Origin of the sequence: Agromyces cavernae (assembly GCF_021044935.1) — a bacterium.
GTDB classification, from domain to species: Bacteria; Actinomycetota; Actinomycetes; order Actinomycetales; family Microbacteriaceae; genus Agromyces; species Agromyces cavernae.
Window position 1 is genome coordinate 301,074 of sequence record NZ_JAJNMP010000004.1, and the last position, 22,892, is coordinate 323,965.

19 protein-coding genes are annotated in these 22,892 nt (G+C 69.9%); 7 read left to right on the forward strand and 12 right to left on the reverse strand.

The window, feature by feature from the left end:
- Positions 1 to 33 precede the first annotated feature (33 nt).
- Entirely contained in the window at positions 34 to 1,473 is a 1,440-nt protein-coding gene (gene guaB1, locus LQ757_RS17060) for a GMP reductase (protein ID WP_231048467.1), read from the reverse strand.
- A 143-nt stretch (positions 1,474 to 1,616) separates the two neighbouring features.
- On the opposite strand from guaB1, the gene LQ757_RS17065 reads away from it, so the two are divergent.
- Complete coding sequence (locus LQ757_RS17065; protein ID WP_231048468.1) at positions 1,617 to 5,441, forward strand: multifunctional oxoglutarate decarboxylase/oxoglutarate dehydrogenase thiamine pyrophosphate-binding subunit/dihydrolipoyllysine-residue succinyltransferase subunit; 3,825 nt, start codon at positions 1,617 to 1,619, stop codon at positions 5,439 to 5,441.
- A gap of 60 nt (positions 5,442 to 5,501) precedes the next feature.
- Here the strand turns inward: LQ757_RS17065 and LQ757_RS17070 are convergent, their stop codons facing one another.
- The 3 genes from LQ757_RS17070 to LQ757_RS17080 form a co-directional block, all read right to left on the reverse strand.
- A complete protein-coding gene (locus LQ757_RS17070) occupies positions 5,502 to 7,844 on the reverse strand; it encodes an MMPL family transporter (RefSeq protein ID WP_231048469.1) in 2,343 nt (780 codons plus the stop codon).
- A 78-nt stretch (positions 7,845 to 7,922) separates the two neighbouring features.
- The gene (locus LQ757_RS17075; RefSeq protein WP_231048470.1) at positions 7,923 to 8,177 is read right to left on the reverse strand and encodes a zf-HC2 domain-containing protein; all 255 of its coding nucleotides are present in this window, start codon (positions 8,175 to 8,177) and stop codon (positions 7,923 to 7,925) included.
- On the reverse strand, positions 8,174 to 8,821 hold the full coding sequence (locus tag LQ757_RS17080) for a sigma-70 family RNA polymerase sigma factor (protein ID WP_231048471.1): 648 nt from the start codon (positions 8,819 to 8,821) through the stop codon (positions 8,174 to 8,176). Before LQ757_RS17080 ends, LQ757_RS17075 begins: the two co-directional genes overlap by 4 nt.
- Before the next feature lie 109 nt (positions 8,822 to 8,930).
- Between LQ757_RS17080 and aroA the strand changes: the two genes are divergently transcribed.
- The 3 genes from aroA (at position 8,931) to bcp (ending at position 11,974) form a co-directional block, all read left to right on the forward strand.
- A complete protein-coding gene (gene aroA, locus LQ757_RS17085) occupies positions 8,931 to 10,301 on the forward strand; it encodes a 3-phosphoshikimate 1-carboxyvinyltransferase (protein ID WP_231048472.1) in 1,371 nt (456 codons plus the stop codon).
- Entirely contained in the window at positions 10,298 to 11,338 is a 1,041-nt protein-coding gene (gene rsgA, locus LQ757_RS17090) for a ribosome small subunit-dependent GTPase A (protein ID WP_231048473.1), read from the forward strand. The genes aroA and rsgA overlap by 4 nt, the downstream gene beginning before the upstream one ends.
- A 156-nt stretch (positions 11,339 to 11,494) precedes the next feature.
- A complete protein-coding gene (bcp, locus tag LQ757_RS17095; RefSeq protein WP_231048474.1) occupies positions 11,495 to 11,974 on the forward strand; it encodes a thioredoxin-dependent thiol peroxidase in 480 nt (159 codons plus the stop codon).
- A gap of 182 nt (positions 11,975 to 12,156) precedes the next feature.
- Here bcp and LQ757_RS17100 read toward each other — a convergent pair whose 3' ends face one another.
- Complete coding sequence (locus LQ757_RS17100) at positions 12,157 to 12,648, reverse strand: hypothetical protein (RefSeq protein WP_231048475.1); 492 nt, start codon at positions 12,646 to 12,648, stop codon at positions 12,157 to 12,159.
- A 196-nt stretch (positions 12,649 to 12,844) separates the two neighbouring features.
- Here LQ757_RS17100 and LQ757_RS17105 point away from each other — a divergent pair, with 196 nt between their 5' ends.
- Entirely contained in the window at positions 12,845 to 13,093 is a 249-nt protein-coding gene (locus tag LQ757_RS17105; protein WP_231048476.1) for a WhiB family transcriptional regulator, read from the forward strand.
- A gap of 3 nt (positions 13,094 to 13,096) precedes the next feature.
- Here LQ757_RS17105 and LQ757_RS17110 read toward each other — a convergent pair whose 3' ends face one another.
- Genes LQ757_RS17110 through LQ757_RS17120 form a run of 3 tightly spaced genes read right to left on the reverse strand, consistent with a single transcriptional unit; the run spans position 13,097 to position 16,492 of the window.
- The gene (locus LQ757_RS17110; protein ID WP_231048477.1) at positions 13,097 to 14,590 is read right to left on the reverse strand and encodes a sensor histidine kinase; all 1,494 of its coding nucleotides are present in this window, start codon (positions 14,588 to 14,590) and stop codon (positions 13,097 to 13,099) included.
- A gap of 26 nt (positions 14,591 to 14,616) precedes the next feature.
- Complete coding sequence (locus LQ757_RS17115; RefSeq protein WP_231048478.1) at positions 14,617 to 15,864, reverse strand: CpaE/TadZ family protein; 1,248 nt, start codon at positions 15,862 to 15,864, stop codon at positions 14,617 to 14,619.
- 1 nt (position 15,865) lies between these two features.
- Positions 15,866 to 16,492, reverse strand: coding sequence for an SAF domain-containing protein (locus tag LQ757_RS17120; protein WP_231048479.1), 627 nt, complete (start codon positions 16,490 to 16,492; stop codon positions 15,866 to 15,868).
- 122 nt (positions 16,493 to 16,614) lie between these two features.
- On the opposite strand from LQ757_RS17120, the gene LQ757_RS17125 reads away from it, so the two are divergent.
- Entirely contained in the window at positions 16,615 to 16,908 is a 294-nt protein-coding gene (locus LQ757_RS17125; RefSeq protein ID WP_231048480.1) for a helix-turn-helix domain-containing protein, read from the forward strand.
- Positions 16,909 to 16,958: 50 nt separating this feature from the next.
- Here LQ757_RS17125 and LQ757_RS17130 read toward each other — a convergent pair whose 3' ends face one another.
- Entirely contained in the window at positions 16,959 to 17,555 is a 597-nt protein-coding gene (locus tag LQ757_RS17130; RefSeq protein ID WP_231048481.1) for a hypothetical protein, read from the reverse strand.
- Positions 17,556 to 17,737: 182 nt separating this feature from the next.
- Here LQ757_RS17130 and LQ757_RS17135 point away from each other — a divergent pair, with 182 nt between their 5' ends.
- Positions 17,738 to 18,190, forward strand: coding sequence for an Rv3235 family protein (locus LQ757_RS17135; protein WP_231048482.1), 453 nt, complete (start codon positions 17,738 to 17,740; stop codon positions 18,188 to 18,190).
- A 132-nt stretch (positions 18,191 to 18,322) separates the two neighbouring features.
- Here LQ757_RS17135 and secA read toward each other — a convergent pair whose 3' ends face one another.
- The 3 genes from secA to LQ757_RS17150 all read right to left on the reverse strand — a co-directional run bounded on the left by secA (position 18,323) and on the right by LQ757_RS17150 (position 22,821).
- Positions 18,323 to 21,115 (reverse strand): preprotein translocase subunit SecA, encoded by a 2,793-nt coding sequence (gene secA, locus LQ757_RS17140; protein ID WP_231048483.1) that lies wholly within the window; start codon positions 21,113 to 21,115, stop codon positions 18,323 to 18,325.
- A 165-nt stretch (positions 21,116 to 21,280) separates the two neighbouring features.
- On the reverse strand, positions 21,281 to 21,985 hold the full coding sequence (gene hpf, locus LQ757_RS17145; protein ID WP_231048484.1) for a ribosome hibernation-promoting factor, HPF/YfiA family: 705 nt from the start codon (positions 21,983 to 21,985) through the stop codon (positions 21,281 to 21,283).
- Positions 21,986 to 22,008: 23 nt separating this feature from the next.
- Complete coding sequence (locus LQ757_RS17150) at positions 22,009 to 22,821, reverse strand: ComF family protein (RefSeq protein ID WP_231048485.1); 813 nt, start codon at positions 22,819 to 22,821, stop codon at positions 22,009 to 22,011.
- Positions 22,822 to 22,892: the final 71 nt, after the last annotated feature.

Here is a 22,892-nt window from a genome sequence, read left to right on the forward strand (position 1 = left end):
CCACCGCCTGCGTCGCACCTCGACCGACGACTTCTACCAGCTGACGGGGAGCGCCTTGCCCTCCTCGTACCCGGCGGCCGACTGGATGCCGACGAGCGCACGGTCGCGGAACTCCTCGATCGAACGCGCCCCCGCGTACGTGAACGAGCTGCGAACGCCCGCGGTGATCATGTCGAGCAGGTCCTCGATCGAGGGGCGCAGCGGGTCGAGGTAGATCGACGATGACGAGATGCCCTCGGCGAACAGCTCCTTGCGGGCCAGCTCGTAGGGCGAGAGCCGGTCGAACCGCTCGCGGACGGCTTTCGTCGATGCCATTCCCCAGCTCTCTTTGAAGAGCCGGCCGGATGCATCGTGCCGAAGCGTCCCCGGAGCTTCGATGGTGCCCGCGAACCACGACCCGATCATGACCGACGCCGCACCGGCGGCGAGCGCGAGCGCGACATCTCGCGGGTAGCGCACTCCCCCGTCGGCCCACACCGCGGCGCCCAGCTCGCGCGCCGCGTCGGCCGTCTCGAGCACCGCGGAGAACTGGGGTCGCCCGACCGCCGTCATCATGCGTGTCGTGCACATGGCGCCGGGGCCGACCCCGACCTTGAGCACGTCGACGCCGGCGTCGACGAGATCGGCGACCGCGTCGGCCGTGACGATGTTGCCCGCGACGATCGGGATGCCGAGCCCGAGGTCGCGCACGATCGACACGGCCCGGATCATGCCCTCCTGATGCCCGTGCGCGGTGTCGATCACGAGCATGTCGACGCCCGTCGAGGCGAGCGCCTGCGCCTTGGCGGCGACGTCGCCGTTGATGCCGATCGCCGCGGCGACGCGCAGGCGGCCCGACGCGTCGACGTTCGGCTCGTAGATCGTGCCGCGCAGCGCACTGCGGCGGCTCAACGTGCCGACGACCCTCCCGTGCTCGAGCACGGGAGCGAACTCGAGGTCGGCGTCGACCATCAGGTCGAACGCCCGCCGCGGTGAGTCCACGTCTTCGGCGTCGAGCGAGGCCATGCCGCCGTGCACGAGGTCGCCGAGGCGTGCGTCGGGCAGTGCGGTCGCGAGACGCGTCGCGGGGAGGCATCCGACGTATCGATCCCTCGCATCGTGCAGCACGATGCCGTGCCCGGCGAACGGCGGCAGCACTTCGAGCGCATCGGCGGCGGTGGCGTCGGGAGCGAAGGAGTGGGGCGTGTCGAAGCGCGGCGACTGGGCCTTCACCCAGCGGATCGATTCGGCGAGGTCCTGCAGGTGCAGGTCTTGGGGCAGCACGCCGAGGCCCCCTCGGCGGGCGAGGGTGGCTGCGAGGCGAGGCCCGGTGATGGAGTTCATGTTGGCCGAGACGACGGGGACCGTGGCCCCCGAGCCGTCGTCGGGGGCGAGCGAGACGTCGAGCCGGCTGGTCACGCCGGAGCGGCTCGGAACGAGGAACACGTCGGAGTACGTGAGGTCGTGGCTGGGGGTCGTCCGGTAGAACTCCATGGGCCTCACGCTACCGCCCGCCGGTGCCGGGAGCACCCGGACGGGGGTTAGGCTTGTGGAGGCGATCCGGTGGCTGTCGTGCGGCTCCGGTCGATCGCCGCGGCAGGTAATCCAGCATCAACGGAGAGAGTGGGCGAGAGGCTGTGTCGAGCCAATTGACCGGAGCGGGAGCCGACGAGACGGCGTCGGGCGAATACGGAGCCAACGAGTGGCTCGTCGACGAGATGTACGCGAAGTTCCTCGCCGATCCCGACTCGGTCGACAAGTCCTGGTGGCCCGTGCTCGAGCAGTACGGCCGGCAGCCCGAGCAGACGGCCGATTCCGGCGCGCCTGCATCTGAAGCAGCGCCGGTCGCGGCGGATGCCCCGGCGCCCGAGCAGCCCGCGGCGCCGGCTGAGGCCGCGCCCGCTGAGGCGCCGCCCGCCGAGGCCGCGCCCGCACCCGCTGCCGAGACCCCGGCGCCCGCGGCCGACGCAACGCACGCCGCGCCTTCGACCGCGCCCGTCCCCGTGATCGGCCAGACGCCCGCAGCGCGCACCACCTCGGTGGCGCCCCGTACGACCCCCGTGCCGGCCGACGTCCCGATCACGAGCCCGCAGCCCGTCCTGGCCGACGGCCCGCACGAAGACGAGATCCTCCCGCTGCGCGGCCTCCCGAAGACCCTCGCGGCGAACATGGACGCGTCGTTGACGGTGCCGACCGCGACGAGCGTGCGCACCATCCCGGCGAAGCTCATGATCGACAACCGCATCGTGATCAACAACCACCTTCGGCGCTCGCGCGGCGGCAAGGTGTCGTTCACGCACCTCATCGGCTGGGCCCTCATCCAGGCGCTCAAGGAGTTCCCGAGCCAGAACGTCTTCTACGCCGAGCCCGACGGCAAGCCGAGCATCGTGAAGCCCGCCCACATCGGCCTCGGCATCGCGATCGACCTGCCGAAGCCCGACGGCAGCCGTGCGCTCCTCGTCCCCGCGATCAAGCGCGCCGAGACGATGAACTTCAACGAGTACCTCACCGCCTACGAAGACCTCGTGCAGCGCGCACGCAAGAACAAGCTCACCGCCGACGACTTCTCGGGCGCGACGATCTCGCTCACGAACCCGGGCGGCATCGGCACCGTGCACTCGGTGCCGCGCCTCATGAAGGGCCAGGGCTGCATCATCGGCGCCGGCGCCCTCGAGTACCCCGCCGAGTTCCAGGGCTCGTCCGAGAAGGTCCTCGCGAACCTCGCGATCGGCAAGACCATCACGCTCACGTCGACCTACGACCACCGCGTCATCCAGGGTGCCGGTTCCGGCGAGTTCCTCAAGAAGGTGCACGAGCTCCTCATCGGGCAGCGCCGGTTCTACGAGGACATCTTCGCCGAGCTGCGCCTGCCCTACGAGCCCATCCGGTGGGCGCCCGACATCTCGGTCGACATCGCGAGCGCCATCGACAAGACGGCCCGCGTGCAGGAGCTCATCAACTCGTACCGCGTGCGTGGTCACATGATGGCCGACACCGACCCGCTCGAGTACACCCAGCGCTCGCACCCCGACCTCGACATCGCCAGCCACGGCCTCACCTTCTGGGACCTCGATCGCGAGTTCGTCACGGGCGGCTTCGGCGAGAAGCGCACCATGCTGCTGCGCGACATCCTCGGCATCCTGCGCGACTCGTACTGCCGCACGATCGGCATCGAGTACATGCACATCCAAGACCCCGTGCAGCGCAAGTGGATCCAGAACGAGGTCGAGCGCAGCTACGAGAAGCCGACGCACGACGAGCAGATGCGCATCCTCGGCAAGCTCAACGAGGCCGAGGCGTTCGAGACCTTCCTGCAGACCAAGTACGTCGGCCAGAAGCGCTTCAGCCTCGAGGGCGGCGAGTCGGTCATCCCGATGCTCGACGAGATCCTGCAGGGCGCTGCGAAGCAGGGCCTCGACGAGGTCGCGATCGGCATGGCGCACCGCGGCCGCCTCAACGTGCTCACCAACATCGCCGGAAAGACCTACGGGCAGGTGTTCCGCGAGTTCGAGGGCACGCAGGAGCCCAAGGCCTTCTCGGGCTCGGGCGACGTGAAGTACCACCTCGGCACCGAGGGCATGTTCACGGCCGACGACGGCCACCAGATCCCGGTCTCGCTCGCCGCGAACCCGTCGCACCTCGAGGCCGTCGACGGCGTGCTCGAGGGCATCGTGCGGGCCAAGCAAGACAGAAAGCCCATCGGCACGTTCTCGATCCTGCCGATCCTCGTGCACGGCGACGCCGCGATGGCCGGCCAGGGCGTCGTGCTCGAGACAATGCAGATGTCGCAGCTGCGCGGCTACCGCACGGGCGGCACCGTGCACATCGTCGTGAACAACCAGGTGGGCTTCACGACGGTGCCGGGCGACGCCCGGTCGTCGATCTACTCGACGGATGTCGCGAAGACGATCCAGGCCCCGATCTTCCATGTGAACGGCGACGATCCCGAGGCAGTGGTGCGTGTGGCGGAGCTCGCATTCCGCTACCGCCAGGAGTTCAAGCGCGACGTCGTCATCGACCTCGTCTGCTTCCGCCGCCGCGGTCACAACGAGGGCGACGACCCCTCGATGACGCAGCCGCTCATGTACAACCTCATCGAGGCCAAGCGCTCGGTTCGTAAGCTCTACACCGAGGCGCTCGTCGGCCGCGGCGACATCACCGAGGAAGAGTACGAAGAGGCGCACCGCGACTTCCAGGACCGACTGGAGCGCGCCTTCGCCGAGACCCACGCGGTGCAGACCGGCGCGATCACCGTCGTCGGCGCGACCGAGGGCTCGCACGAGCCCGAGGCCGCCATCGGCGAGCCCGACACGACGGGCGTCGCACTCGAGGTGGTGCACACCATCGGCGACGCCTTCGACAACAAGCCCGCCGGGTTCACCGTGCACCCCAAGATCCAGCAGCTGCTCACGAAGCGCCTCGACATGAGCCGTAACGGCAAGATCGACTGGGGCTTCGGCGAGCTGCTCGCGCTCGGCTCGCTGCTGCTCGAGGGCACCCCGGTGCGCTTCGCCGGTCAAGACGCCCGCCGCGGCACGTTCGTGCAGCGCCACGCGGTGCTGCACGACCGGGTGAACGGCCAGGAATGGCTGCCGCTGCAGTACCTCGCCGAGAACCAGGCCAAGTTCTGGATCTACGACTCGCTGCTCTCGGAGTACGCGGCGATGGGCTTCGAGTACGGCTACTCGGTCGAGCGCGCAGACGCCCTCGTGCTGTGGGAGGCCCAGTTCGGCGACTTCGCCAACGGCGCCCAGACCATCATCGACGAGTTCATCTCGTCGGCAGAGCAGAAGTGGGGGCAGCGCTCGAGCGTGGTGCTCCTGCTGCCCCACGGCTACGAGGGCCAGGGGCCCGACCACTCGAGCGCCCGCATCGAGCGGTACCTGCAGCTCTGCGCCGAGAACAACATGACCGTCGCGCGCCCGTCGACGCCCGCGTCGTACTTCCACCTGCTGCGACGCCAGGCCTATGCACGGCCGCGCCGACCGCTCGTGGTGTTCACGCCGAAGGCGATGCTGCGCCTGCGCGGGGCCACGAGCGAGGTGGCCGACTTCACGCAGGGCAAGTTCGAGCCCGTGCTCGACGACCCGCGCATCACCGACCGGTCGGCGGTCAAGCGCGTCGTGTTCGTCTCGGGCAAGATCTACTACGACCTGATCAACGAGCTCGAGAAGAAGCAGAACACCGAGATCGCCGTCGTGCGCCTCGAGCAGCTCTACCCGCTGCCCGCGGTCGAGCTCAAGGCGATCGCCGACGCCTACCCCGACGCCGAGCTCATGTGGGCGCAGGACGAACCCGAGAACCAGGGTGCGTGGCCGTACTTCATCATCGAGACGAACAAGCTCGGGCCGCGTCCGGTCGCGGTCGTCGCCCGAGAGGCCGCGGCCTCGCCCGCGACGGGTTCGGCCAAGCGCCACGCGGTCGAGCAGGCGGAGCTCGTTCGCCGCGCCACCACGCTCTGACCCTCACGAATCGAAGCGAGCGGATGCCCCGGGGCATCCGCTCGCTTCGTCGTTCCGGTGTCAGCCGTGGTGGACCGGGATGTTCCCCTCGACGCGCGATTCCCGCTGTTCGTCGCCCGCGTCTGCGAGCACGTCGGGCGCCGCGTCGTGCGGCGACCGGTCGGAGGCCGCACGCCGGAGCTTCGACGGCCACCAGATCGCGGGCCCGATGTCGTAGCTCAGCGCAGGGATGAGCAGCGAGCGCACGAGGACCGTGTCGAGGATCACCCCGAACGCGACGATGAACGCGATCTGGGCGAGGAACAGGATCGGCAGCACGCCCAGCGCGGCGAAGGTCGCCGCGAGCACGATCCCCGCCGACGTGATGACGCCACCGGTGGCGATGAGCCCGCGGAGGATACCGGGGCGGGTGCCGTGCACGAGCGACTCCTCACGCACCCGGCTCATCAGGAAGATGTTGTAGTCGACGCCGAGTGCGACGAGGAACACGAAGCCGTACAGGGGCACCGTCGGGTCCGCGCCGGGGAAGCCGAACACTCCATCGAAGACGATCGCCGAAACTCCGAGCGCGGCGGCGAACGAGAGCACGACGCTGCCCACGAGCAGGAGCGGCGCGACGACCGAGCGCAGCAGCACCACGAGGATGAGCAGGATCACGCCGAGCACGAGCGGCATCACGAGATTCCGGTCGTGCACCGCGGCCACGGCCGTGTCGAGTGCGATCGCCGAGGTGCCGCCGACGAGCACCTCGACGTCGGCGTCGGCGAACGCCGATCGCAGGTCGGTCACGACGGCCTCCGCCTCGAGCGAATCGCCAGGATGGTCGAGGGTCGCCTGGAGCATCACATACCCGTCGCGGACCGTCGGCACCGCGTCTTCGGCCCCCGGGACACGAGACGGCTCGACGCCCGCCCCGGTGACCGCGAGCGCGCCGGTCGGCGACGTCTCCGACAGCACGGCGAGCGCAGTGACGCCGTCGGTGGCGAGCGTGATCTCGGCCGTCTCGTCGAGCGCTTCCTCGGGTGCGACGATCAGTGCCGGAGTTCCCGAGCCGGCCGGGAAATGCTCGCCGAGCACACGCTGGCCGTCTCGCGCCTCGGAAGCCCCGAGCACGAACTCGCTCTGCGGAACCCCGTCGGCGTCGAGTTGGGTGAGGCCGAGCGCCATCACGCCGAGCAGCAGCGTCGACGCGATCCAGACGATCCGCGGGCGCCGGGCGACGAGGCGCGCGACCGCCGGCCAGAGGCCTCGGGCGCGGGTCACGTCCACCTGGTCGGCTCCGGCGCGTGCCGGCGCGCTCGCGGGGTCGGATGCCGCCCCATCGGCCGCCTGTACCGTGATCCGCCTCGGCCAGAACGCCGCACGGCCCGCCCACAGCATCAACGCGGGCAGCAGCGTGAGGGCTGCGAGCACCGCGCAGACGATGCCGATCGCCGCGACCGGACCAAGCGCCTTGTTCGAGTTGAGGGCGCTGAACAGCAGCATGAGCAGGCCCGCGACGACCGTGCCGCCCGAGGCGACGATCGGCTCCCACGAGCCGCGCAACGCCGCCCACGTGGCATCCCATTTGCGTTCATGCCGGGCGAGCGCCTCGCGGAACCTCGCGATGTACAGCAGCGAGTAATCGGTCGCCGCGCCGATCACGAGGATGAACAGGATGCCCTGCGTCTGCCCCGTGAGGAGCACGACGTCCGCCCGTGCCAGGGCGACGGCGACGAGCACCGCGACCGTGAGCGCCGCCATGCTCGTTCCGAGCACGATCACCGGCAGCAGCGGCGACCGGTAGACGACCACGAGGATGATGAACACGGCGGCGAGGGCGACGACGAGCAGCAGCCCGTCGATGCCCGAGAACGCGCCGGCGAGGTCGGCGGCGAGGCCGGCGGGCCCGGTGACCGCGACGGTGAGTCCGGATGTCCCTCCCGAGCCGAGTTCGTCGTCGAGCACTGCACGCAGCTCGGCGACGACCGCGCTCGCCTTCGCCTCGGCGTCGATCATGACGAAGAGCTCGACGGCCTCGCCGTCGTCGGAGCGGACCGGAGGCGAGACGCCGTCGACGACGACCCCCTCGACGCCTGCCAGCGCGATCGACGCGTCGTCGAGGCGCACGATGTCGCCGACGGTGAGACCACCATCGCGTTCGACGACGACGACCGCCGGGATGACGTCTTCGCCTCGGAACTCGGCCGAGAGCTCCTGCACCCGCGTCGACTCGGACTCGGCCGGAAGGAACTGCGACTGGTCGTTCGTCGCGACCTGCGAGACCTGGCCGAACGCCGATCCGCCCGCGCCGAACAGGGCGAGCCAGACGAGGATGAGGACGGCGGGGATGAGCACGCGCAGCCAGGCGGGCACGCGTACACGACGAGGACGGGTTCGGGGCGGGGTGGAGCGTTCGATCACGCCGTCGACGCTACGGATGCCCCCGCGTCACCCGCATCGAACGAACGATTGAACCCGAAGTAGGGTTCCGGGCTGGGATCAGGCGGTGGTGGCGTGCGTCGACTGGTACACCCGCAGCTTCGTGAGCACCTGCACGCGCAGCTCTTCGGGCGCGCTCTCCTTGCAGGCGCGCTGCACGACCTCGGTGATCGCGACGCCGACGCGCAGCTCCGCCTGGCAGTCGGCGCAGTTCTCGACGTGCTCGCGGATGTCGGCCGCCTCGTCGCTGCGCAGTTCGTTGTGCAGGTACTCCTCGAGCTCGGCCCGGGCCTTCTCGCAGCCGCAGTCGGTCATTTCGCGCTCCTCGCGGGTTTCGGCGCCTTCTCGGCCGTGGCGATGCCTTGCTCACGGGCGTAGTCGGCGAGGGATTCGCGAAGCAGTCGCCGGCCACGGTGCAGGCGGCTCATCACGGTTCCGATGGGGGTGTTCATCATGTCGGCGATCTCCTGATAGGAGAAACCCTCGACGTCGGCGAAGTACACGGCCAGCCGGAAGTCCTCGGGCAGGGCCTGCAACGCGTCTTTCACCGCGCTGTCGGGCAGGTGGTCGATCGCCTCGGCCTCGGCCGATCGACTCGACCGGGCCGTCGTGGACTCGGCACCGCCGAGCTGCCAGTCCTCGAGATCGTCGATGGTGCCCTGATAGGGCTCGCGCTGCTTCTTGCGGTAGCTGTTGATGAAGGTGTTCGTCAGGATGCGGTACAGCCACGCCTTGAGGTTCGTGCCCTGAGTGAACTGTCCGAACGCCGCGAAGGCCTTGACGAAGGTCTCCTGCACCAGGTCTTGCGCGTCGGCGGGGTTCTTCGTCATGCGCAGGGCGGCGGCGTAGAGTTGGTCGATGAACGGCAGCGCCTGCTCTTCGAAGAGTTCGCCGATGGGCCGGGTCTCGTTCGTCGCTTCGGCGTCGGTCGGCGTGGTGTCGGTCTGGTCGGCAGTCATCACTGGCCATCCTAGATCGTCGACCTTCGCCCCGACCGGGCGTTCGAGTACCGCAAGCGACACGCGCACCACTCTCCTTCCGCGTCCCTGACGCTACTGTTGGTAACCGATGCTGATTTCGAAGTATTCCGAGCCTGAATTCGATCCGTACGGTGATGCGAGGCAGACCGAGACGGATGACGGGTGGCGCGCCCCGCTCGCGGCGTCGAAGCTGTCCGCGGTCCTGTCGCTTCCCGGCTCGAAGTCGCTCACGAATCGCGAGCTCGTGCTCGCCGCGCTCGCCGACTCGCCGTCGACGCTGCACGCGCCCCTGTGGTCGCGCGACAGCGAGTTGATGGTCGAGGGCCTGCGGGCGCTCGGCACGGGCATCGAACGCGTTCCCGGCTCCGGCGGGTTCGGCGACGACCTGCGCGTCACGCCCGCCGATGAGCTGCTCGGCTCGACCACGATCGAGTGCGGCCTCGCCGGCACGGTCATGCGCTTCCTTCCGCCGGTCGCGGCCCTCGCGCTCGGTCCGACCACGTTCGACGGCGACGAGTACGCCCGCCGCCGCCCCATGGCCGGCGTGATCCACGGCCTGCAGGCCCTCGGCGTCGACCTCGACGACGACCGTCGCGGCACCCTCCCCTTCACCGTGCACGGCACCGGCTCGGTCGTGGGCGGCGAACTCGAGATCGACGCATCGGCATCGAGCCAGTTCGTCTCGGCCCTCCTGCTGTCGGCAGCCCGCTTCGAGCGCGGCCTCGACCTTCGCCATTCGGGTGAACGCCTGCCGAGCCTCCCCCACATCGAGATGACCATCGCGACGCTCGCCGCACGCGGCGTCGCCGTCGACAACCCCGAGACCGGGCGGTGGATCGTCGCCCCCGGGCCGATCAGGGGCATCGACGTCGACATCGAGCCCGACCTCTCGAACGCCGCGCCGTTCCTCGTCGCCGCCCTGGTGGCCGGGGGTTCGGTGACCATCACGGGCTGGCCGGCCGAGACCACGCAGGTCGGGGCGCAGCTCATCGACCTCCTCCCCCGGTTCGGCGCACGGGTCGTGCGCGACGGCGACCGCCTCACGGTGCACGCCCCCGAGACCGCGACGGCCGAGGGCCGGGGCATCCGCGGCGTCGACCTCGACCTCTCCGAGGCCGGCGAACTGGTGCCGAACCTGGTCGCACTCGCTGCCTTCGCCGACGGGCCGTCGACCATCACGGGCATCGGGCACATCCGCCACCACGAGACCGACCGGCTCGCGGCGCTCGCCGCCGAGCTCAACGGACTCGGCGGGCGGGTGACCGAGCTCGACGACGGGCTGCACATCGAGCCCGCGCCATTGCATGGCGGGCCGTGGCACGCCTACGCCGACCACCGCATGGCCACGACCGGCGCGATCGTCGGGCTCGCGGTGCCCGGTGTCGTCGTCGACGACATCGCGTCGACCGGCAAGACCCTTCCGCAGTTCACCGCGCTCTGGGAGCAGCTGCTGGCATGACGTGGTGGAGCGCCGACGACGATGAGGACGAGCCCGAGTTCGACGAATCCGACGTTCGCGTGCGCCCCAACCGGCGCGGCAGCAGACCACGCACGAAGACCCGCCCCGAGCACGCCGACGCGGTCGAGGGCACGGTGCTCGGCGTCGACCGCGGCCGCTACACCGTGCTCGTCGACGAGGGCGGGCGCGACGAGCGCGAGGTCACGGCCGCACGGGCGAGCGAACTGCGGCGCAAGTCGGTCGTCACGGGCGATCGCGTCGACCTCGTCGGAGACGTCTCGGGCGAGCCCGGGTCGCTCTCGCGCATCGTGCGGGTGGGCGAACGCGCGACCCTGCTGCGCCGCAGCGCCGACGACACCGACGAGGTCGAACGCGTCATCGTGGCGAACGCCGACCAGATGCTCATCGTCGTGGCCGCGGCGAACCCCGAGCCTCGCATCCGCCTGATCGACCGCTACCTCGTCGCCGCCTACGACGCGGGTATCACGCCCTTGCTCTGCGTGACGAAGACCGACCTCGCCGACCCGACCGAGTTCCTCGAGAACTTCGCCGGGCTCGAGTTCACCGTCTTCCGTTCGAGCACCGAGTCGATGCCGCTCGACGAGATCGCCGACGCGCTCGTCGGCCACCGCACCGTGTTCGTCGGGCATTCAGGGGTCGGCAAGTCGACGCTCGTGAACGCGCTCGTTCCGGGCGCCGACCGCGCCACCGGCCGCGTCAACGTGGTCACCGGGCGTGGGCGCCACACCTCGTCGTCGACCGTCTCGCTGCGCATCGAACACGACGGGCGCACGGGCTGGGCGGTCGACACACCGGGGGTGCGCTCATTCGGGCTCGGCCACGTCGACCGCGCGAACATCCTCGGCGCGTTCACCGATCTCGCGCGCATCGCCGAGGACTGCCCCCGAGGCTGCACGCACCTGCCCGACGCCCCGGACTGCGCCATCGTCGAGGCCGTCGAGGCGGGCGAACTCGGCGAGACCGGCCGCGCACGACTCGACTCGCTGCAGCGGCTGCTCACCACGTTCGCGGGCTGATCCGCCCGAACCGACGCCGCGCCGCCACCACCGCTCGGGCACGCCCACCTGCCCGCCACGGCACGCCCACCTGCCCGCCACGTCGCGCGCCTCGCGCCTCTCGCACGGCTCCGGCACGGAGCATCCGCACATCCAAGCGTGCCTACCATGGGTGACATGATCGATGCACGACTCGCCCCCGGCGACCTCGCTCCAGACTTCACCCTCGACGACCAGCACGGTGCACCCGTCAGCCTCTCCTCGCTGCGCGGCACGAGGGTCGTGCTCTACTTCTACCCCGAGGCGATGACGCCGGGCTGCACCACCGAAGCGTGCGACTTCCGCGACAGCCTCAACTCGTTCCTGAACGCAGGCATCCGCGTCATCGGCGTCTCGAAGGACGACGTCGCCAAGCTCAAGCGGTTCACCGAGCGCGACCGCCTCAACTTCAGCGTGCTCTCCGACACCGATCTCGCCGTGCAGCAGGCCTACGGCGTGTGGGGCGAGAAGATGCTCTACGGCAAGACCGTCGTGGGATCCATCCGCTCGACGTTCATCATCGGCGAAGACGGCCGCATCGAGAAGGCCATGTACAACGTGAAGGCCACCGGCCACGTCGCTCGCGTGCGGCGCGACCTCGGGCTCGACGGCGCCTGACGTCCCCCGCGCGGCACGGCACCACCGCGCGCGCCGCGCCGCGCCGCACCCGCGCTGCGCTGCGCCGCGCCGCGCCCGCGCCGCGCCGAGTGTTTCCGTTCCTGCCGAGAGTCTCTGCTCGAGCGAGCACATTCGGTCGGAACGGAAACGTTCGGTGATGCGCGAGTCGGTCGCGGCTGAGGTCAGTCGGCGTCGGGGCGCTCGTCGTGACGCGAGTACGCGATGCGCACCGGGGTCCACAGCAACAGCCCGATCACGGTGATCGCCGGCACGAGCAGCGCCCACCCGAGATCGGGGCGGGCGAACAGCCCCTGGAACGCACCGACGGCCACCGAGAGCTGCAGGATCTGCCAGACGATCGCCGCGGCACGCGCCCACGGCGCACGCCGCAACGTCGCGATGGCGACCGCCCAGACCCAGATCGCGCCGATCACGACGATCGCGATGAGCGCGATCGCCGTCACGTACGACGACGGCTCGAGTGAGATCAGGTCGATCACGAGCCACACGACCAGTGCGGTCACGACGGCGGCCTCGAGGAACAGCAGCACGCTCACCACGGTGAGCGCGGCACGAACGCCGCCACCGGCTGCGCTCTGCGGTGCGGATGTCTCGGGGCGAGGCGATTCGGAGGCGGCATCATCGCGCCGGCCGGCGTCGTCACGTCGATTCACAGGGTTATCCCATTCACGGCTATTGATTCGATCTCTCCGCTATGCGACCATTTATGAGGTCGAATTGATGCTCACAGGGACGTGAGCCGATCAGTCATGATCCTACTTCCCGAGATTCGACTTCCCCCTGCAGCAGCCGCTCACGGCAAGCGCCAACAGGCGTGTCTGCGAACGAACACCCGCAAGGAGCATCTACATGGATTGGCGCGACAAGGCCGCCTGCCTCACCGCAGACCCGGAACTCTTCTTCCCGGTCGGCAACACTGGTCCCGCTGTCGACCAGATCGAGAAGGCGAAGGCGGTCTGCGCTCGTTGCACGGTCACCGAGATCTGCCTGCAGTACGCCCTCGAGTCCGGTCAGGATTCGGGTGTCTGGGGCGGCCTCAGTGAAGACGAGCGCCGCGCCCTGAAGCGCCGCGCCGCGCGCGCCCGCCGCGCGGGATAGGCGCTACGCCGCGTCGATCCACCGCAGCGGCACCTCGATGGTCACCTCGGTGCCCCGGCCGACCACGGTGTGCCAGTCGATCGTTCCGCTGAGTTCGCCCTGGATGAGCGTGCGCACGATCTGCGTGCCGAGACCCTCGCCGACCTTCCCCTCGGGAAGCCCGGCGCCGGTGTCGCGCACCTGCACGGTGAGCACGGTGTCGGAGCGGTTCGCGAGGATCTCGACATCGCCCTCCTGACCGGCGAGCCCGTGCTCGACGGCGTTCGTGACGAGCTCGGTGAGCGCGAGCGCGAGCGGGGTCGCGTACTCGCTCGGCAGCACGCCGAACGACCCCGAACGCTTCGGGTGCACGGTCGTGTTGTGTGCCGACGCGACCTCGGCGACGAGCAGCAGCGCCCGGTCGAACACCTCGTCGAAGTCCACGTTCTGCGTGAGCCCCTCTGACAGGGTGTCGTGCACGACGGCGATCGCGCCGACCCGCCGCATGGCCTGCGTGAGTGCCTCGCGGGCTTCGTCTGAGCGGGTGCGCCGCGCCTGGATGCGCAGGAGCGACGCGACGGTCTGCAGGTTGTTCTTGACGCGGTGGTGGATCTCGCGGATCGTCGCGTCTTTGGTGATGAGTTCCTGCTCCTGGTGGCGGAGTTCGGTGACGTCGCGGCTGAGCACGATCGCGCCGGTGCGCTCGCCACGCCGACGGATCGGGATGGCGCGCAGCGAGACGGTGACACCGCGCGACTCGACGTCGGTGCGCCAGGGTGCCCGTCCGGTGACGACGAGCGGAAGCGACTCGTCGACGACGAGCTTGCCGCCGAGGAGCCTCGTCGTGACCTCGGCGAGCGACTCGCCCTCGAGCTCGTCGTCGAAGCCGATGCGGTTGAACGCCGACAGGGCGTTGGGACTCGCGAAGGTCGTGATGCCGTCGACGTCGAGGCGGATGAGCCCGTCGGAGGCACGCGGTGCACCGCGGCGCGGACCGGTGGGGGCGCCCAGATCGGGGAAGTCACCCGACGCGATCATCTGGAAGAGCTCTTCGGCGCACTCGTTGAAGGTGAGCTCCTGCCGGCTCGGAGTGCGCGTCGCACCGAGGTTCGTGTGCCTCGTGATCACCGCGACCGGCTCTGACGCCACGTCGGTGCCGGTGGCGGTGAGTCGACGCATGACGGGCACCGCACGCACGCGCGTGGGCATCTCTTCATACCAGTCGGGCGCCGCCGAGTCGACGATGCGCCCGGTGTCGAAGGCCTCGTTCACGAGGTCGCGCCACTGCTCCTTGATTTCCTGACCGACGAAGTCGCGGTAGAAGAGCGTTGCGGCGCTCGACGGCCGCGAGTGCGCCACGGCGACGAATCCGGCGTCCCCTGATGGCACCCACAGCACGATGTCTGCGAATGCGAGGTCGGCGAGCAACTGCAGGTCGCCGACGAGCATGTGCAGCCAGTCGACATCGGCCTGACTGCTGCGGCCCTGGGCGAGAACGAGATCACTGAGGGTCGACACGGGTTCCAGCGTAGTGTGCGCGGGGCTCAGCCCGTCGCCGCGCGTCGAACGGCGGAGAACGCGAACCCGCGTCGTCGCGCGGGCTCGGGCGCGGGCAGGAGGTTGGCGAGCACGTAGTCGTGGATCGCGGCGCGCAGCGGCGAGCGGCTCGCCGCGTCGCGCAGGGTTCGCGCGGTGAGGATGGCGGCGTCGGTCGCCTTGCCGTCGTGGGGCAGCAGGGTGGCATCGCCGAGCCCCGCGAAGCGCCGGAGGGTCTGGCGCACCTGGGCGTGGGCATCGATGCCGAGTGCGCTCGTGCGCACCCGATTGACGACGATGTCGATGCGTTCAGGTTCGACGAATTCGACGAGGTCGCCGTGGCCGCGCAACAGGCGCGACAGGCCGACGGGGTCGGCGAGGCCCACGGCCACGACGCGGTCGGCGGCGGCCAGAGCTGCGAACGTCGCCGCGTTGCGGCGCGGGGCGAACTGGTCGCTCGTGAGCTCCTCGTCGTGTTCGAGACTGAACCCCGCGTCGATGACGACATACTCGGCCCACGCTCGCATCACGCCGATAGCCGCGGTGACGCGCTCGCGCGAGAGCTCGGGCCAGCGGCTCGGCCCCACGAGCCCGGTGAACACGTCGAACGACGCACGCGGTGCGGAATAGCGCTGCGCGATACGCTCGAGCTCGGCCCGATCGAGGGCGTCGGAGCCTGCCAGCCGACACGCGGCCGCGAATCCGGGCGTCTCGTCGAGCAGCCCGAGCGATGGGGCGATCGCCCCTCCGTACGGGTCGGCGTCGACGAGTGCGACGCGGTGACCTGCCGCGGCGATCTCGGCGGCGAGGTTGATGGCCAGGGTCGTGCGGCCGGGTGCGCCCGCTGGGCCCCAGACCACGATGACGGATGTCGCTCCCGAAGCCCGCCGCTCGGGTGCGCCGACGCGCGTGGGCACGAGCACTCCCCCGTTCACGAGCGCCGCGACCTCGGCCGACGGCGCGCTGCGGTCGGCGACCTCGTGGAGTCCGAGCTGCGCCGCGTGCGCACGCTCGGCGTCGTCGCCGGCGAGCCCGACGAGTCGGATGCCTCGTTCGTCGCACGCCTCGAGCAGCTCGGCGCTCAGGGTTCCGCGCCCGGTTCCGACGATGACGACGTCGGGCGCGAGCACGTCGAGGCTGTCGAGCAGATCGCGCCAACCCACGAGTCGGGCCACGACCGTGTGCCCGTGTTCGACGAGGTCAGCGACCAAACGGTCTTCGGTGGAAGGGTCGAGCGCGAACGCGAGCCTCGACATGTCAGCCGACCGCCGATCGCGCCGCGACGAGGTCGATCGCATCGCCGGCGGCGAGGGCCTCGAGGAGAGCGGCGACCTTCTCGCGCGGGACGAGGAGTTCGACCGACACGCCGTCGGCCTGCACCATGCCCTCGCTCTCGACGAGTCCCGCGATCTCGGCGTCGGAGATGAGCACCTTGGGCGGTTCGAAGCTGCCGCGCTCGAGGGCCGCAGCAGACCAGACGTCGATGCGATCGCCCGCGGACAGGCCGCTCGGCAGCGGGCCGCGGCTCGGCACCACGACGACCGACAGGCCAGTGCGATCGACCTCGTCGACCGCGGACCTGGGCACGAACTCGCCGGCCTGCACCGTACGCGTCGCGACGAGCCCGTCGCCAACAGGTGCATCGGCGAGCAGGTATCGCTCGGCACTCGAGCCGAGCCGCACCGATTCGACGGCGAGGTCGTCGACCTCGACGGCGCTGCCTGCGGTGATCGTTTCGTGCGCGACGTAGACCTCGATCGAGTCGTCGAACCCCGAGACGAGCGCCCACACGCCCGTCGTGGAGCCCGCGATCAGCACGATTCCGATGATCAGGCGGGGGTCGAGGCGCAGCGCCCCGCGCTCGCGGTCGGTGCGACGTGCCATTCGCCGTTCCTCCTTTCGCCGGCGCCGGTGCGCCGCAGTCAATCGTCGCCCGAATCCGAGTGAATGCCCCGAAGTTATCCACAAGCGCCCCGCCGGAAGCACGGCAGGTCGATAATCGACACATGACCTCACCAGGTTCGGGCGGCGAGATCGGCCGTTTCCTCACGATCGCCGACGCGGCAGAGATCCTCGCCGTCGATGTGGCGACCGTCGACGACCTGATCCGTTCGGGCGAGCTCCCGGCGATCCGTGTCGGCGCATCGGGTCCGTGGCGAATCGAGCGTGCGCAGCTCGAGGTGTGGATCGAACTGCAGTATGAAGACGCCCGCAAGCACACGGCGTTCAACGAGGGCGAGTTCGCGAACGTATTCGAGCTCTCGGGTGCCCGCCGCGACCGCATCCGCCCCGTCGACTGATCGAGACGGCGGAGTCCGGCCGGCGTCGGCATCGCCGAGACCGGCTCTCGTCAGTCGAACTCGATGAGCACCACTCGCGCGAGCGGCACGATGCGATACCCCTGGAGCTCACGCTCTCGCCGTGGCGAGCCGGGCTCGTGCAGCGCGAGATCGACGTGATCGCGCGCGACGCGGTCGAGTGTGCCGTGCACGATGCAGTCGACGGTCGTCAGTCGCACCGGCGTCCGTCGGCGGCAGAGGTCGCGCAGCACGAACGGCAGGCCGATGCGCTCGGCCAGTCGAGCGGATGACTCGGGCACGGGCTCGAGGCTCGGGTCGAGCTGCGAGCGGCTCGGCAGCACCGCGGCGATCGCCGAGAGCGGTACGACGCACTGCCGCGATCGCCGGCCGGCTGCGCGCGACTCGGCGCTCATCCAGTCCCGCCCGAACGCGAGGGGACGCAACGCCATCACGACGCCCCCGTGGAGTTCGACGCGCACGATGACGTCGCCGCCATCGGTGGTCCGCGAGATGGCCGTGAGCCGGTCGCGCAGCGTGAGCCGACCGAGGCGGAGCCGCTCGCCTTCGATGGCGAGCGCGCGCTCTTCATCGCGCTGTTCGCGGTCGAGCTGCGACTCGAGGTCGTCGAACAGCAGGTCCCAGCGCATGCAGCGACGCTACCGTGCGACTTCGCGGCTCGACGAAGTTCTCCACAGGTGACGAAAGCGCTTGACACGCTTCGCGACCGCTGGCTAGGTTCGGTCAGGAATCACCGATGCCCCCCAAAACGGGGGTCATTCATGTCGCGCGATCGAGAGGTCGGCGAGCCCCGGCCCTACCTGGAGCATGAATGTCCGACCGCGCTGCCGCCACCGCCCGACCGCTCACGCAATCGGGTGCCTCCGCACGCTTCCACGACGATCTCGACGACTACTTCGCACGCCAGCCGGCGCGACGTGCAGAGCTGCCCGATCCCGAGCCCGTGCTGCGAAACCTCACCCGCTGCGTCATCGAGGCGCTCGCGGGTGCTCGCGATCTCGAACAGCTCGCCCGGTGGGTCAACGACGACGTCTACCGCAACCTCTCCAAGCGCGTGGTGCTCGCCGCGCGGGCGCGCCGCGTGAAAGACCAGGCGCCGCAGCGTCCGTCGTTCTCGCTCGGGCGCGTGCACCTCAGCGAGCCCGCCGACGGAGTCATCGAGGGCGTCGTCATGGTGCACCAGCGCGCGCGTTCGCGTGCCGTCGCCATCCGTCTCGAGGGCTTCGACCAGCGCTGGCGCGCGAGCGCGATCAGCGTGCTCTGACCCAGCTCCGCGACAGCACGGCGACTCGGGTGCACACACGGCGACGCCTGCGCGGGCGGGCCCGCACGACACTGAGATGACGGATGCCCCTGCACGGCGCTCACGCCGTGCAGGGGCATCCGTCTTCGACTGCTATCGGCCCTTGCGCTCCTGCGCACGACGCTCGGCGCGGTTCTGCGGCGCGGCCCCGCTGTCGGTGCGCTGACCGAATGCGCCTCGCGCGGGTTCGACCGCAGGCTGCGCCGGCGCCTGGCTCTCGGCCACTGCGCGCCGCGCGCGCTGCGTGGCCGCCTGCTGCACCTGACCGCGCTGGTTGCGCACCTCGACCCCGCCCGAGTCGCTCGGAGCCGAGAAGCTCAGCTTCTCGTCGGGAGTGGTCGGACGGGCGAGCCCCTTGGCCTCGATGGTCGGCCCGACGCCGCCCTGCGGCGCGACCTCGACCTCGAGGTTGAACAGGAAGCCGACGGTCTCTTCGCGGATCGAGCCCATCATCTGCTGGAACATCGCGTAACCCTCGCGCTGGTACTCGACCAGCGGGTCGCGCTGCGCCATGGCGCGCAGGCCGATGCCGTCCTTCAGGTAGTCCATCTCGTAGAGGTGGTCGCGCCAGCGGCGGTCGATCACCGAGAGCACGACGCGTCGCTCGAGCTCGCGCATCGCGGGGCTGCCCAGCTGCGCTTCGCGGCGCTGGTAGGCGAGCTTCGCGTCGGAGAGGATCTCGCGCCGCACGAACTCGCGGTTGACGCGACCCTTCTCGCCCGCCTCGGCGACGACCTCGTCGATCGTGATGCCGATCGGGTAGAGCGTCTTGAGCTCGGTCCAGAGCGCGTCGAAGTCCCACTCGTCGGGGTTGCCCTCGGCGGTGTGCGAGTCGAGGACCTCGTCGATGACCTCCTCGAGGAACTTCTGGGTGCGCTCGTGCAGGTCGTCGCCTTCGAGGATGTGCCGGCGGTCGCCGTAGATGGCCTCGCGCTGGCGGTTCAGCACGTCGTCGTACTTCAGCACGTTCTTGCGGATCTCGGCGTTGCGGGCCTCGACCTGCGACTGCGCCGAACGGATGGCCCGGGTGACGACCTTCGACTCGATGGCGACGTCGTCGGGCACGCCACGCGCCATGAGGCTCTCGGCGGCGCCCGCGTTGAAGAGGCGCATGAGGTCGTCGGTCAGCGAGAGGTAGAACCGGCTCTCGCCGGGGTCGCCCTGACGGCCGGAGCGACCGCGCAGCTGGTTGTCGATGCGGCGCGACTCGTGGCGCTCGGTGCCGAGCACGTAGAGGCCGCCGGCCTCGAGCACCTTCTCGGCCTCTCGCTCGACCTCGGACTTCACGGACTCGAACACGCCGTCCCAAGCCGCCTCGTACTCTTCGGGGGTGTCGACCGGCGACAGCCCCTTCTCGTGCATGTGCTGCACGGCCATGAACTCGGCGTTGCCGCCGAGCATGATGTCGGTGCCGCGGCCCGCCATGTTCGTCGCGACGGTGACGGCGCCGTGGCGGCCTGCCTGCGCGACGATCGCAGCCTCACGGGCGTGGTTCTTCGCGTTGAGCACCTCGTGACGCACGCCCTTCTTCGCGAGCAGGCGCGAGAGGTACTCGCTCTTCTCGACGCTCGTCGTTCCGACGAGCACCGGCTGGCCCTTGGCGTGGCGCTCGACGATGTCTTCGACGACCTGTGCGAACTTCGCCTCTTCGTTCTTGTAGACGAGGTCGGCCTGGTCGATGCGCACCATGGGCTTGTTGGTGGGAATGGCGACGACACCGAGCTTGTACGTCGACATGAACTCGGCCGCCTCGGTCTCGGCGGTACCGGTCATGCCCGAGAGCTTCGCGTAGAGGCGGAAGTAGTTCTGCAGCGTGACCGTGGCGAGGGTCTGGTTCTCGGCCTTGACCTGAACGCCCTCTTTCGCCTCGATCGCCTGGTGGATGCCCTCGTTGTAGCGACGGCCGACGAGGATGCGGCCGGTGTGCTCGTCGACGATGAGCACCTCGCCGTTCATGACGACGTAGTCCTTGTCGCGCTTGAACAGGGCGTTCGCCTTGATGGAGTTGTTGAGGAACGAGATGAGCGGGGTGTTCGCCGACTCGTAGAGGTTGTCGATGCCGAGGTAGTCTTCGACCTTCTCGATGCCGGGTTCGAGCACGCCGACGGTGCGCTTCTTCTCGTCGACCTCGAAGTCCTCACCGGGCACGAGCCGGTTCGCGAGGCGCGCGAACTCGGCGAACCAGCGGTTCGCCTCACCCGACGCGGGGCCCGAGATGATGAGCGGCGTACGCGCCTCGTCGATGAGGATCGAGTCGACCTCGTCGACGATCGCGAAGTAGTGCCCGCGCTGCACCATGTCGGTCGCCTGCCACGCCATGTTGTCGCGCAGGTAGTCGAAGCCGAACTCGTTGTTGGTGCCGTAGGTGATGTCGGCCGCGTACTGCTCGCGACGCACCGCGGGGGTCTGCCCGGCCACGATGCATCCGGTCGTCATTCCGAGCGCACGGAAGACGCGCCCCATCAGCTCGGACTGGTAGCTCGCGAGGAAGTCGTTGACGGTGATGACGTGCACGCCACGGCTCGTGAGCGCGTTCAGGTAGGCCGCGGTCGTTGCGACGAGCGTCTTGCCCTCACCGGTCTTCATCTCGGCGATGTTGCCGAGGTGCAGGGCGGCGCCGCCCATGAGCTGCACGTCGAAGTGACGCAGCCCGAGCGTGCGGCGCGAGGCCTCGCGGACCGCGGCGAACGCCTCGGGCAGCAGGTCGTCGAGCGATTCGCCGTTCGAGTATCGCTCGCGCAGCTCGACGGTCTCGTGCTTCAGCTCCTCGTCGCTGAGGGCCTGGAACCCGTCTTCGAGGGCGTTGATCGCCGCCGCGTAGTTCTCGAGCCGCTTGAGGGTTCGACCCTCACCGACACGGAGGACCTTTTCCAGAATCGAAGCCACGAATGTTCTCCTGTACTCGTCGGGCGCACACGCCTCGGGTGGTGGGCACGCCCCGCACCGCCGGTGCAGCGGTCATTTTAGCCATGCTACTGGGATGCAGGCTGAGCGGAATCCGCCCACCGCGGTCGCGGTGGGCGGATTCGCTGCGTCAGGTGGACGGTCGGGTCAGGAGGCGACGGCCGTCCTGCCGTTCGTCACGGGGGTGTCGACCGCGGCCTCGGCGTTCTCGTCGAGTCCGATGAGCCCGTAGTCCCAGCCCTTGCGGCGGTAGACGACGCTCGGCCTGCCGGTCTCGGAGTCGATGAAGAGATAGAAGTCGTGCCCGACGAGCTCCATGAAGTACAGCGCGTCGTCGACGGCCATGGGCGTCGACGGGAACACCTTGCGACGGATCACCACGGGACTGTACACCTCGTCTTCTTCGGTCGCCTCGTGCTCGGCGACCACGGGGATGCTGCCGGTGCGCACCTGCTCGAGCACCTCGGGCGCTGCCGCCTGCACGCCCACGTCGGAGAAGCCCCCGTCGGTCGCCTCGCGAAGGGAGGTGGGGCGCTTCGATCCACCGCGGTGCACCTTGCGGCGGTCCTTTGCCCGCCGGATGCGCTCGAGCAATCGGCCGAGCGCCACGTCGAACGCCGCGTACTTGTCGGAGCCGTCAGCCTCGGCGCGGACCACGGGTCCCTTGCCGACGAGGGTGAGCTCGACGCGGTCGATACCGGGGTTGCCGTTCTTCTCGTTCTGACGGCTGAGCTTCACGTCGAGTGAGATTGCCCGTTCGGCGAGATGCGTGACCTTCTCGGCCTTCTCGGTCGCGTATGCGCGGAACCGATCCGTGATCCCCAGGTTGCGTCCGACGATGTTCAGTTCCATGACGACCTCCGTTCACCGGCGTGTCACCCGGCTCTAGAGGGTGGATCGACCACGCCTGTCCTGCCACCGTAGTCGCCCGACACGGCATTGTCACGGAATGTTTGCCAAGAGTCTCCTGTGCCCGACGACCCCCTCAGCGGCGTCTCGGCGAGCACCGCGAGAGCGACGGTCTCGGCCCCTGCGGCGGTCAGCGCGCGCATCGCCTCGGCGAGCGTCGATCCGGTCGTGAGCACGTCGTCGACGACGAGGAATCGACGGTCGTCGAGCGATCTCGGGGCCACGAGGGCGCCCTCGGCGTTCGCGCGACGGGCCTCGACGCCGAGCCCGGCCTGGTCGGCCCGATCGCGCGCCAGGCGCAGCACCGGTGCCGATCGGATGCCGCTGCGCCGAAGCAGCAGCTCGACAGGGCGGTACCCGCGCTCGCGAAAGGCCCGGGCCGTCGACGGGATCGTGCACACCTCGATCGCCCGGCCGGACGGCGCGTCGGCGAGCGCCCGCACGACGGCCGCGTGCAGTGCGCGCGCGAGCACCGGAGCCGCGTCGGTGCGTCCGCCGTCCTTGAACGCCCCGACCACGGCGGCGACGGGTCCGGCGTACTGCAGCGCCGCCCACACCGGTGGCGCATCGCATCGGGCGAGGCCGGGTCGGGAGACCCGCGTCGGGTGCGCGACGAGTGCCCGGCGGCAGTCGTCGCACACGGCACGGTCGGCGAGCCCGCAGCCGGAGCACGCGACCGGTGCGAGCACCGCGAGCGCATCGAGCGCTGCCGTAGCGAGACGGCCGCGAAGGCCACGCCCGCGAGGCGCGAGGGCTTCGGGATGCATCGGGTGGGACATCCGCACAGTGTCGACGACCTGCGACCGGACGTGAACGGGCCGCGTCGGAGATGTGGATGTGCCGGGATCGT